General features: G+C 41.1%; 11 protein-coding genes. 4 read left to right on the top strand and 7 right to left on the bottom strand.

The genetic code is table 11. From position 1 onward, the window contains the following. Positions 1-232: 232 nt before the first annotated feature. The 7 genes from purD to AC5YD2_RS15530 all read right to left on the bottom strand — a co-directional run bounded on the left by purD (position 233) and on the right by AC5YD2_RS15530 (position 7283). The gene (gene purD, locus AC5YD2_RS15560) at positions 233-1516 is read right to left on the bottom strand and encodes a phosphoribosylamine--glycine ligase (RefSeq protein WP_496127188.1); all 1284 of its coding nucleotides are present in this window, start codon (positions 1514-1516) and stop codon (positions 233-235) included. Between the two features lie 129 nt (positions 1517-1645). Next, entirely contained in the window at positions 1646-3220 is a 1575-nt protein-coding gene (gene purH, locus AC5YD2_RS15555) for a bifunctional phosphoribosylaminoimidazolecarboxamide formyltransferase/IMP cyclohydrolase (protein WP_496127187.1), read from the bottom strand. A gap of 93 nt (positions 3221-3313) precedes the next feature. Then, positions 3314-3583, bottom strand: coding sequence for a DNA-binding transcriptional regulator Fis (fis, locus tag AC5YD2_RS15550; RefSeq protein WP_001086304.1), 270 nt, complete (start codon positions 3581-3583; stop codon positions 3314-3316). A gap of 370 nt (positions 3584-3953) precedes the next feature. Then, complete coding sequence (locus AC5YD2_RS15545; protein ID WP_496127186.1) at positions 3954-4811, bottom strand: DUF3426 domain-containing protein; 858 nt, start codon at positions 4809-4811, stop codon at positions 3954-3956. Between the two features lie 13 nt (positions 4812-4824). Next, positions 4825-5730 carry a 50S ribosomal protein L11 methyltransferase gene (prmA, locus tag AC5YD2_RS15540; RefSeq protein WP_496127185.1) on the bottom strand — a complete coding sequence of 302 codons (906 nt, stop codon included), beginning with the start codon at positions 5728-5730 and terminating at the stop codon, positions 4825-4827. A gap of 147 nt (positions 5731-5877) precedes the next feature. Beyond that, the gene (locus tag AC5YD2_RS15535; RefSeq protein WP_496127184.1) at positions 5878-6768 is read right to left on the bottom strand and encodes a bile acid:sodium symporter family protein; all 891 of its coding nucleotides are present in this window, start codon (positions 6766-6768) and stop codon (positions 5878-5880) included. Between the two features lie 167 nt (positions 6769-6935). After that, positions 6936-7283, bottom strand: a complete 348-nt coding sequence (locus AC5YD2_RS15530; protein ID WP_496127183.1) for a hypothetical protein — start codon at positions 7281-7283, stop codon at positions 6936-6938. A 267-nt stretch (positions 7284-7550) separates the two neighbouring features. Here AC5YD2_RS15530 and mnmG point away from each other — a divergent pair, with 267 nt between their 5' ends. The 4 genes from mnmG (at position 7551) to tnpC (ending at position 12061) form a co-directional block, all read left to right on the top strand. Next, positions 7551-9431, top strand: a complete 1881-nt coding sequence (gene mnmG / locus AC5YD2_RS15525) for a tRNA uridine-5-carboxymethylaminomethyl(34) synthesis enzyme MnmG (RefSeq protein WP_496127182.1) — start codon at positions 7551-7553, stop codon at positions 9429-9431. A 190-nt stretch (positions 9432-9621) separates the two neighbouring features. Next, positions 9622-10050 (top strand): transposase, encoded by a 429-nt coding sequence (locus AC5YD2_RS15520; protein ID WP_496125720.1) that lies wholly within the window; start codon positions 9622-9624, stop codon positions 10048-10050. Continuing rightward, positions 10047-10382 carry an IS66 family insertion sequence element accessory protein TnpB gene (gene tnpB / locus AC5YD2_RS15515; RefSeq protein ID WP_496125721.1) on the top strand — a complete coding sequence of 112 codons (336 nt, stop codon included), beginning with the start codon at positions 10047-10049 and terminating at the stop codon, positions 10380-10382. Before AC5YD2_RS15520 ends, tnpB begins: the two co-directional genes overlap by 4 nt. A 74-nt stretch (positions 10383-10456) precedes the next feature. Continuing rightward, positions 10457-12061, top strand: coding sequence for an IS66 family transposase (tnpC, locus tag AC5YD2_RS15510; protein WP_496125722.1), 1605 nt, complete (start codon positions 10457-10459; stop codon positions 12059-12061). Positions 12062-12092 lie beyond the last annotated feature (31 nt).

The raw sequence follows: 12092 nt of genomic DNA, 5'->3' as shown, positions 1-12092 counted from the left end.
GGATTTATGCTGTGATTCTTTATAAAACTGCATGACTTTTTCGCGTAAATCGACAGAATATGTTTTTGGCATGATCCTAAATCTTAGTGTTTTTTCTATTGTAGCTCATATTGGATTTTTAGCTATAAATATCCAGTGGATTAATCATCATTAAAATCGAAATTAAATAGAGCATGTAAAGGCACATAAAGAACCCCGCATTCAGCGGGGTTTTTCTTAATTAAAATACAGATTAAGCATTTTCACGCGCAATGGCACGGTAACCAATATCTTTACGGTATTGAACACCATCAAACGTTACTTTTTCACAAAGCTCTAAAGCTTTTGCTTGAGCTTCGCCAATCGTACCGCCAAGTGCAGTTACACATAACACACGACCACCCGCAGTTACGATATCACCATTCTCAAGTGCTTTAGTCCCTGCATGGAATGCTTTCGCATCGGTCATGATCGTGTCTAGACCTGTAATGACATCGCCATTGCTTGAAGTTTCAGGGTAGCCACGTGACGCAAGTACGATACCAACCGTTTTGCGTTCATCCCACTCTGCTTCCGCAGGTAAGTTACCCGCAATACCAGCTTCAACTAATTCAACTAAAGATGATTTTAAACGCATCATGATGGGTTGAGTTTCAGGGTCACCAAAACGACAGTTGAATTCGATCACTTTAGGTTGACCTTGTTCATCAATCATCAAACCTGCATACAAGAAACCTGTGTAAACATGACCGTCTTTTTTCATGCCTTCAACAGTTGGACGCATTACTTCATTCATGGCTTTTTCAAACACTTCTGAAGTTACAACAGGAGCAGGAGAGTAAGCACCCATACCACCCGTGTTTGGACCTTGGTCACCTTCAAAGATACGCTTGTGATCTTGAGAAGTTGCCATTGGTAAAATGTTGTCGCCATCAATCATACAAATGAAAGAAGCTTCTTCACCTGCAAGGAACTCTTCGATCACAACACGAGAACCTGCATCACCAAATTTGTTGCCTGCAAGCATGTCATCAATTGCGTCATATGCTTCTTGATTGGTCATGGCAACGATCACGCCTTTACCCGCAGCAAGACCATCAGCCTTGATCACAATTGGCGCACCATTTTTTTCGACAAAAGCTTTTGCTGCATCGACTTCTGTAAATACGTCATAGAAAGCAGTTGGAATGTTATGGCGTTTTAAGAAATGCTTTGCAAATGCTTTAGAGCCTTCAAGCTGAGCCGCATATTGTGTCGGGCCCCAAACTTTAACGCCGGCCTCACGACAAGCATCAACTACACCATTTACAAGTGGTGCTTCTGGACCAACGATCACAAGTTCAACCGCATTGTTTTTAGCAAATTCGATGATTGCAGCATTGTCTAAAATGCTTAAATTGACGTTTTCACATTTGTTTTCAGTTGCAGTGCCTGCGTTACCTGGTGCGACAAAAATCTTAGCAACTTTTTTATCTTGTGCGATTTTCCATGCCAACGCATGTTCACGACCGCCATTACCCAAAACTAAAATATTCATCGGTTCATACTCCATGAATCGAAAATGACATAAAGTCCTCAGCCTAAAAATAGGAGAGGACTTTATGTAAGATTAAAAATCTATGTGCTTTAATGTAAATGACATTGTCATTACAAAACTCACCATCAATTAGTGACGGAAGTGACGCATACCTGTGAACACCATTGCAATACCAGCTTCATCCGCTGCTGCAATTGTTTCTTCATCACGCATAGAACCACCCGGTTGAATAATGCATTTGATCCCTGCTTTGGCAGCGTTATCAATACCATCACGGAATGGGAAGAATGCGTCAGATGCCATAACTGCACCTTCAACAACGAGTCCTGCATGTTCAGCTTTAATCGCAGCAATACGAGCAGAGTTAACACGACTCATTTGACCAGCGCCCACACCAATAGTTTGACGGTTTTTAGCATATACAATCGCATTTGATTTCACGTATTTCGCGACTTTCCAAGCAAAAATCAAGTCATCAATTTCTTGTTCAGTTGGGGCAACTTTAGTCACAACTTTAAGATCATCTTTAGTAATCATGCCTAAGTCTTGATCTTGAACCAATAAACCGCCATTGACGCGTTTATAGTCAAGTTGTGCAGCACGTTCATCAATTGCTGGTAATTCGCCACATACCAATACGCGTACGTTTTTCTTCGCGCCAGTGACTTCTAAAACACCCTCAGCAATGCTTGGTGCAATAATCACTTCAACGAATTGACGATCAACAATCGCTTGTGCAGTTGCTACATCTAACTCGCGGTTAAATGCAATGATGCCTCCGAATGCAGATTCAGGATCTGTGGCATAAGCTAAATCATATGCAGCTTTAATACCGTCTAAAGATACTGCAACGCCACATGGGTTTGCGTGTTTTACAATGACACAAGCAGGTTTAGCGAATGATTTAACACATTCAAGCGCTGCGTCAGTGTCTGCAATGTTGTTATAAGAGAGTTCTTTACCTTGTAACTGTTGTGCCGTTGAAACAGATGCTTCAGTTGCAGCAGAGTCAACATAGAATGCAGCAGATTGATGTGGGTTTTCACCGTAACGTAAATCTTGCGCTTTATTTAATTGCGTATTGAACGTACGTGCAAATTTGTCTGCTTGACCTTCTTCCTTACCAACGCGTGCGCCTAAGTAAGAGGCGATCATGCCGTCGTATTGTGCAGTATGTTCAAATGCTTTAACTGCTAGATCGAAACGAGTTGCATGAGATAAGCTGCCTTCAGCCTTTAATTCAGCAACAACAGTATCATAATCAGATGCGTTAACAATAATACCCACAGATGCATGGTTTTTTGCCGCAGCACGAACCATCGTTGGACCACCGATGTCAATATTTTCAATTGCATCAGCCAGTGAACAATTTGGTTTAGCGACAGTCGCTGCGAATGGATATAGGTTAACCACAACCAAGTCGATCGCATCGATGTTGTGTTCAGCCATTACAGCTTCGTCTAAACCACGACGAGCTAAAATACCACCATGAATTTTCGGATGTAGTGTTTTAACACGACCGTCCATCATCTCTGGGAAACCTGTATGCTCTGAAACTTCAACAACAGCGACACTATTGTCTTTCAACAATTTATATGTACCGCCAGTTGATAAAATTTCTACCCCTAGAGCAACAAGTTGTTGTGCAAATTCAACAATACCAGTTTTGTCAGAAACAGAGATTAAAGCGCGCTTAATAGTCATGATCTTCGTCACAGTCTTATAGAAACAGATTAAAACAAATTTGCGAAATGCAAGTTAAAAAAAATGCCTGCGAAATCGCAAGCATTTTATCATTTATTCACTCATTAAACCGTGAGCTTTCAACTTTTTACGTAAAGTACCACGGTTTAATCCGAGGATCTCGGCAGCACGCGTCTGATTACCACGTGTGTATTCTAATACTACAGATAAAAGAGGTTTCTCCATTTCTGCTAGCACCATGTCATAAACCTGAGATGGCTGCTCACCTTGCAACTGTGCAAAATAATGGCGAACTGCGCGATCTACGTGAATACGAAGAGCGACATCAGATTGTGCAGTAAAAATAGGAGATTTGCTATTCATGCGAGATAATCCGAAAATCAATAATCACTTGGGTGAAGTGATAAAATGTGGTCAAAGTAAAAAACGAGCCCCGTTCTAGATCCTAAAACGGATGGCTCTAAAACAAGAACTTTAGCTTGCCATATAAATAACAATTGCGCGAAATTTAACCGTAACAATACTTTAATATTTGTTACTGGCTATATTCAAAAAAAGAAAAAACTCCATGCGCAAAATATTTAAATTAAGCACAATAGTGAGAAGTATTTTTTTGAAAAATTGCGAGAAGTTGCTATGGCATAGCTTTCGTGGCGCGTATCATACCATTGTCTTAGAAAAAGTGAGCAAGAAAACTACATTTTTTTTCACTTTTTTATGTTTTTTTTTAGTTTTAAGGACGTATCACTTCTAATTTATATCGATCAAAGGAATTTTTAGGTTTATTTACGCTAAATTCGAAACGATATGGGCTTTTTGTGGGAATCCGTGTAATTCCATTTAAACTTTTGATTAAATATTCAGAAGGTGTTTTGATCTGTTTAAGCACAATTTTGTCATCTTTGATTAAAGTGACTTTAATCAAAGGCAGTGCTAAGCCTTTTTGATATTGATTGATCAATTGACCTTTAAATAGAGTCGACTGGTCGTTTGCATCTACCAAGGCGATATGACTCATTTTGATCTGCATGTAGCGTTCATCAATCGTTTCACAGTTGAAAGCATGACAGGTTGCAATAAATGCTGAATTGATGAATGGATGACGATCTAAAAAATTCGGGTTAAACCACAAAATTTGAAATATGAGTAAAAGTGCCAAAATGAAATTGGCAAAGGTCCAAATCAGATAATACAGCGTGCTGTGTGCTTGTGGATCTTGAGAGGCAATATTGTGCTGTGAAGAAAGATTTAGCGAAGGGTAGTTGGTAATCGGGTCTTTATTAAAGGTATTTAAATTATTCAGGTAAGTCCTGAGGTTGATATTGGATCCTTCGATTTTGCGCTCGAAAATGTCCAGTACATGAGTCTCCGATGCATATTCTTCAAAATCTAATTTTTGAGAGTAAGGAGAGTGCTCTGAACTGAGCATTAGATCAGCGTCATCATTGTCTATTTTAACCAAATGAACCAATGCATTGAATTGAGCAGAACATTTTGGACAACAAACCATACCCTGCGAAATCGTTAATTGAGTCACGGAGACCTTATAAACGGTATGACAATTTGGGCAGCGGGTTTGTTTTTCAGTCATAGTATAAAATGAGTTAATTGAATTGATGTCGTTTACCGGAAATTCGGCACCAATGGCCGTCTCGTTTTTCTACATCTAATATATCAAAATATTCAGAATAAACACGAGAAACATCATCAACTTGCTCTTCAATCACACCTGCAAGTGCGAACTCACCCCCAGATTTAATCAATGTTGAGAAGTCTGCCGCAAGTGCCATAAGAGGGCCTGCTAAGATGTTCGCAACAAAGACATCCGCTTTTTGAGCACCAAGCTCTTGATTAAAATCTTCTGGTAGACCCACATAAAGTTTATCAAGGACGCCATTGAGATCTGCATTTTGTTGTGTGGCTAAAACGGCTTGTGGATCAATATCCGTTGCATAGACTTTTTTAGCACCCAGCAACAGAGCAGCTACACCTAAAATGCCTGAACCACAACCATAATCAATCACAATTTTGTCTTTCACATCCGTTTTACCTAACCATTGTAAGCAAAGAAATGTAGATGCATGATTACCTGTACCAAATGCTAGACCTGGATCAAGTTTAATATTCACAGCATCTGCTTCAGGCGCTTCCATCCATTCAGGAACGATCCAATATTTTTCACCAATTTGAATCGGTTCGTAGGCATCCATCCATGTACGTTCCCATTCTTGATCTTCCATGAACTCACTACGCATCGGTTCAGTTGGAAGTTGAGTACGGATAAAGGTCTCAAGTGCTACAACATCAATCTGTTCATCATCTTCCTGAGCATAGATGCCCGTTACAATGACTTTATTCCAAAGCGGTGTCTCACCTGGAAGTGGTTCAAGTAAATCTTGATTTTCAGCATCATCTAAAGTCACGCTCACAGCACCAAGCGATTCTAAAAGCGTCTCGGTGAATTCGACTTGTAACTTTTCAACAGTAATATGAATTTGTAACCACTTCACAGTATTAAAACCTAAAAATATATTGGATGGCGTATTGTAACTTATTCGACAGAGGTGTGTCGGGATTTAGCTTTCATGCTGAGTGAAATAGATAAAGGGCATTCTTTTGAATACCCTTTTAATATGTATGGTTGAAATTTATAAAATCTAAGTTTGTGCATTTATCTCAGCTTGCTTTTGCGTGATCGGTGCAAAGCGATTCAACAAAAAACCAAAGATCATGGCGAAAATGTACATAAAGATTGAATAAATCGCAGCAGGCATGGCAATCGGGGTGCTATGTAGAATCGTGAGAGCAATGGTCATGGAAAGAGTACTGTTGTGAATACCAATCTCGAATGCGCATGCTCGTGCTTGAAAGCTTGGAATGCCAAAGAATCGAGGGAGGAAATAACCGACACATAAGCTAGCGAAGCAGAATAAAGCCGTTGCAAGACCGACTTGACCGATATAATTCATCATATTTGCACGTTCGGAGTAAATTGCGCCGATTACAATCAGAACTAAAAACAGCACCGCAAAAATACGAACAGGTTTTTCTAATTTATCAGCAATATTCGGTGCATAACGTCGCACCAACATACCGATACTGACAGGAATTAAAATAATCGCAAAAACTTGTAAAATTTTACTGAATTGTAAACCAATTTGCGTGGAGTCTTGAATAAAATGATGAATCGCAAAGTTAACAATCAGTGGAAGCGTCACAGCGGCAATAATGGCATTAATCGCAGTTAATGTAATATTTAAAGCCACATCTCCACGGAATAAATAACTAAACAGATTGGCTGTTGCTCCACCTGGCGATGCTGCCAATAAAACCAGTCCCACTGCCAAAAGTGGTGGTAAATTCAACACCTTGCAAATTAGAAAAGCGATCGCAACCAAAATCACCAATTGTGAAAACAGTGCAATCAACACGGCTTTAGGGTGTTTGGAAACACGAGCGAAATCTTTAAGTGTGAGTTCTAAGCCTAATCCTGCCATGACAATGGCAAGTGCAAGTGGCAAAAAAATTGTGATTAATCCATTATCCATATATTCGTCCTGAATAGATTATTGTTTTAATTTAGGAATTCGATCTAATATTCGAATATTATTGAGCTTCAGTTTTAGCTTCTAAATCAAAAAAAAGCAATCAAATCGTTAGAAATGATTGCTTTAAGTGACATGAGTTGTGACTAGGGTTTATTTGGAACGACCGATTAAGTCTTGGGCATCGGTGGTGCATAACCTAGCGCGCATTTTCCTTTATAGTCTTTTCCTTCAATATTAATCGATTTAACATCAGCATCCGTTTTACAGCTCGAATTTAACGGTTCCTCAGTCCCTTTTAAACCTGTTGTATTACTTGGAAAAAATTGCGTTTGACAGGTGCCATTCCAAATGATTCCTTTATAAGGAAAACTCACTTCGGCACCTTCAGTTTTTCCTTTACAGACATTTTGATACTGTTTGACGTTATAGGTGTTTTCAACCTTATCATTTGCAAAACCAGTTGTACTCATAACCATACCCACACATAAAGGCATGAATATTTTTTTGAAATTCATATCGTCTATCCTTGTACTGAGTTAACTTTTAATATGCTATAAAAATAAGCCATACAGTGACATGGTAATGATGTAAATAATTCATTTTTAAATGTATCTAATCATGAGTCGAACATTCCTATTTTGAGGTGAAATACCTTTACCAATCATGAAATCTTTTAAATCAACTGTAATCGTCGGTTCCGAATTAATGCAAGAGAATGTGTCTCTTGTGTTTTAAAATTTGCTATAATTTCCAGTCATTATTTTTATCTCCTAAATACCACTATGCATTATCCTAAAGTTTACGATGTCATTGTTATCGGTGGCGGTCACGCAGGTACGGAAGCGGCTTTGGCTGCAGCACGTATGGGACGACAGACATTGCTCCTTACTCATAACATTGAGACTCTAGGGCAGATGAGCTGCAATCCCGCGATTGGTGGTATTGGTAAATCACATTTAGTCCGTGAAATTGATGCCTTGGGCGGTGCAATGGCACTTGCTGCCGATAAAGGTGGTATTCAGTTCCGTATTCTAAACTCACGTAAAGGTGCTGCGGTACGTGCGACGCGTGCGCAGGCTGACCGTGTACGTTTTAAAGCTGCGATTCGTGAGACTTTAGAAAACCAAGCAAATTTAGACATTTTTCAGCAAGCTGCTGATGACTTAATCGTTGAAGGCGATACCGTTAAAGGTGTAGTCACTCAAATGGGAATTCGCTTTGATGCGAAAACTGTAGTACTGACAGCAGGAACATTCTTGGGCGGTGTGATTCACGTAGGACTCGAAAAATCGAGCGGTGGTCGTGCAGGTGATCCACCTTCAATTTCATTGGCACATCGTTTACGTGAATTAAAACTTCCTGTGGGTCGTTTAAAAACGGGTACGCCACCACGTATTGATGCGCGTTCCGTTGATTTCTCTGTGATGACAGCTCAGCCGGGTGATTTTCCATCTCCTGTAATGTCATTCATGGGTGATGCTTCAATGCATCCTGAACAAGTAAATTGCTATATCACGCATACCAATCAAAAAACCCATGACATCATTCGTGGTGGTTTAGACCGTTCACCGATGTATACCGGTGTGATTGAAGGTGTAGGTCCTCGTTACTGCCCATCGATTGAAGATAAAATTCACCGTTTTGCCGATAAAGACTCTCATCAGGTATTCCTTGAGCCTGAAGGTTTAGATACGCATGAGCTTTATCCAAATGGTATTTCAACATCGCTTCCATTTGACGTTCAGTTTGAATTAGTGCGTTCAATGAAAGGTATGGAGAATGCACACATTCTTCGTCCAGGTTATGCGATTGAATATGATTACTTCAACCCACAAGCTTTAAAATTCTCTTTGGAAACTAAAGCCATTAATAATTTGTACTTTGCTGGTCAGATTAACGGTACAACAGGTTATGAAGAAGCAGGTGCGCAAGGTCTACTTGCCGGCTTGAATGCTGCACGTCGTGCATGGGATCAAGAGCAATGGACACCAAAACGTGATGAAGCGTATATGGGTGTATTGGTTGACGATTTAATCACGTTGGGTACCAAAGAACCGTACCGTATGTTCACATCACGTGCAGAATATCGTTTGATGCTTCGTGAAGACAATGCGGATCAGCGTTTAACAGCAATCGGTCGTGAACTTGGCTTGGTAGATGATACGCGTTGGGCGTCTTATTGTGAAAAAATGGAAGCAGTCGAGCGCGAAACTAGTCGTTTACAACATTTATGGGCTGCACCTAACAACCCAATGGGTAAAAAGTTTGTAGAAATGACAGGTGCTGATCTTTCTAAAGAATGTTCTGCAATTGATCTATTGAAGCGTCCAAACATTAGTTTTGCCCAAATCGCAGAATTGACAGATTCTGAAGTAACGCCATTTGTCGGTGAGCAAATTGAAATTGCAGTGAAATATGCAGGTTATATTAACCGTCAGCATGAAGATGTTGCTCAAATGAAGCGTTTGGAAGATACCAAGATTCCAGCTGATTTTGACTACGATATTGTTTCTGGTTTGTCTCGTGAGATTACTTTGAAGCTTAAAGATGTTCGCCCTGAAACACTTGCTCAAGCAAGTCGTATTCCAGGCGTGACACCTGCTGCAGTTCAATTGGTCATGATTACAATTCGTAAGAATGCTCAGACGAAAAAGTCTGCTTAAGTTGTAAATTCTACAGTTGTAAATTCTTTAGTTATAAAATAACAGTTAAACAAAAGCCTGCAAATTGCAGGCTTTTTCAATTTTTAGTCTTTCATACCAAAATTAAAGGTAAGCGTCCGCTGAACCCCACTTTTCTTATTTGCTCAATATCCCGATAGTGTCCATTATTTATTAAATGGACATTATGTTTATGGCCTTAGACACTTTTATAGACACTGAACAAACGACAGAAAGAACCCGCAGAATCTTCGCAGCTGAGTTTAAACAGTACCTGGTCGAGCTTTGCCAGCAGCCAGATACGTCAGTAGCTAAGGTTGCAATGCAACATCAGATCAATGCCAATCTGCTGCATAAATGGATTCGCCAGTCCAGATCAATGCCCCCTGCATTAAAAAGCCCATCCAGTCCACAGACCGACTTTCTTCCCATCATTCTTCACCCGACTCCAGTCAGACAAGAAGCACCTCCGCCACCTGTGCCAGAGAAGAATGCTGTCGCTCATATCAGGATTCCATTGCATAAGGAACAAGGTTCCGCACGGGATCAGATGATCGAGATCGACTGGCCGGTGGAATCGGCAAAGGAATTACTGCCTTTAATTCAGGGCTTGATCAAATGATCCGTATCGATGAAATCTGGCTTGCTACCCAGCCGATGGATATGCGTGCAGGTATGGATACTGCCATGGCTCAGGTGCTGAGAGCATTTGGCTATATCAAACCACACTGCGCCTACCTGTTCTGTAATAAACGTGGCCATCGCATGAAAGTACTGGTGCATGATGGACTGGGCATCTGGCTGTGTGCCCGGCGGTTGGAACAGGGCAAATTTCACTGGGCTCAGGTTCACCAGGGTGAAACCGTGGCGATCAGCCCGGAACAGTTACAGGCGTTAATTCAGGGTCTGCCCTGGCAGAGAATCGGCTTACAGCAGGTGGTGAATATGCTCTAAACCAAGCTCATCCATTCTGCTATTCTCCAAACGTTTTATTTACACATATTCATGATCTCAGCCATACTGCGGTCATGAATACGCTGCCTGATTTAAGCCAACTGACCCATGAACAACTGCTGGAATTTACCCGGCAGTTGGCGCTGCAGCATCAACAACTCGCAGAAGATAAACAACAATTAGATGCCAAAGTTCAACATCTTGAAGTCACGAATCAACATCTTTCCATTCTTAATCAAAAATACGAGCATGAGCTTGCGCTATTTAAACAGCATAAATTCGGCAGTAAAAACGAACATCTAAGCGCAAAACAAATCCATCTATGGGACGAAGCGGTCGAAGAAGATATTGCTGCGGTTGATCTGGAACTGGAACGGCTGAATGCAGATAAAACCAATGCAGCTGCGCAGAAAGCCCCAGTCAACAAACCTAAACGTCGACCACTGCCAGATCACCTGCCAACCCTCCGTATTGAGCATGAACCTGCATCAACCCAATGTGCTTGTGGCTGCACCTTGCGTCGTATTGGCGAAGATATCAGTGAAAAACTGAATTTCAGACCGGCACAGTTCTATAAGGAACAGCATGTGCGTGGCAAATGGGTGTGTGATCAATGTGACACACTGACCCAACAAGCAATGCCGGCCTATGTGATTGAGAAAGGAATCGCTGCACCTGAACTGCTTAGCCATGTACTGGTGTCTAAATATGCCGATCATTTACCACTGTACCGTCAACGTCAAATCTTTCTACGCGCAGGTGTTGATCTGTCCAGATCAACCTTATCTGACTGGATAGGTCGCTGTGGTGTAGAGTTAGAAGGCCTAACCGATGCATTAAGGAAGGTGATCCTACAGCAAGCGGTGATTCATGCAGATGAAACACCTGTCACCATCATGCGGATGGATGATAAAGATAAAAAACCGAAGAAAGGTTATGTCTGGGCTTATGCAACAACTCAATATAATCCAATTCAAGCCGTGATTTATGACTTTCAGGATAGCCGTTCAGGTCAGCATGCTGAAGAGTTCCTGAAAGGCTGGCAGGGTCATCTGGTCTGTGATGATTACAGTGGCTACAAAGCACGCTTTAGATCAGGTCAGGTCATTGAGGTGGGCTGCATGGCGCATGCACGTCGTAAATTCCATGAGTTGCATGTGACTGGAAAAAGTCCGATTGCAGAACAGGCTTTGTTCTTGATTCAGAAGCTCTATGCGATAGAGGCTGAAATAAGAAAAAATACCGACGGTACAGCAGAACAACGCTATAAGTACCGGCAACAGTATAGTCAAGCTGTTATGCAGCAACTGTATGAATGGCTGACACAACATCAACTTGCAGTACCCTTAAGCTCTGCAACTGCTAAAGCCATCAATTACAGCCTAAAACGTTGGGAAGCCTTAAGCCGTTATCTGGATGATGGCAATCTACCTATTTGCAATAATTGGGCAGAGAATCAAATGCGGCCTTGGGCTTTGGGGCGTAAGAACTGGTTATTTGCAGGTTCGCTGCGCAGTGGTCAGCGAGCGGCAAATATCATGACTTTAATCCAGTCAGCAAAACTGAATGGGCTGGATCCGTATGCCTATTTAAGTGATGTGCTGAAAAGGTTGCCGACACATAAAGTGACTCAAATAGAAGAATTACTGCCACACCGCTGGAAACCTGAACCCCGTTAAAACATAGCAATGGGGTTCAGCGGATGTTTAC

The organism is Acinetobacter sp. CY73, assembly GCF_059515865.1.
This window is presented reverse-complemented; position numbering and strand designations above follow the sequence as displayed.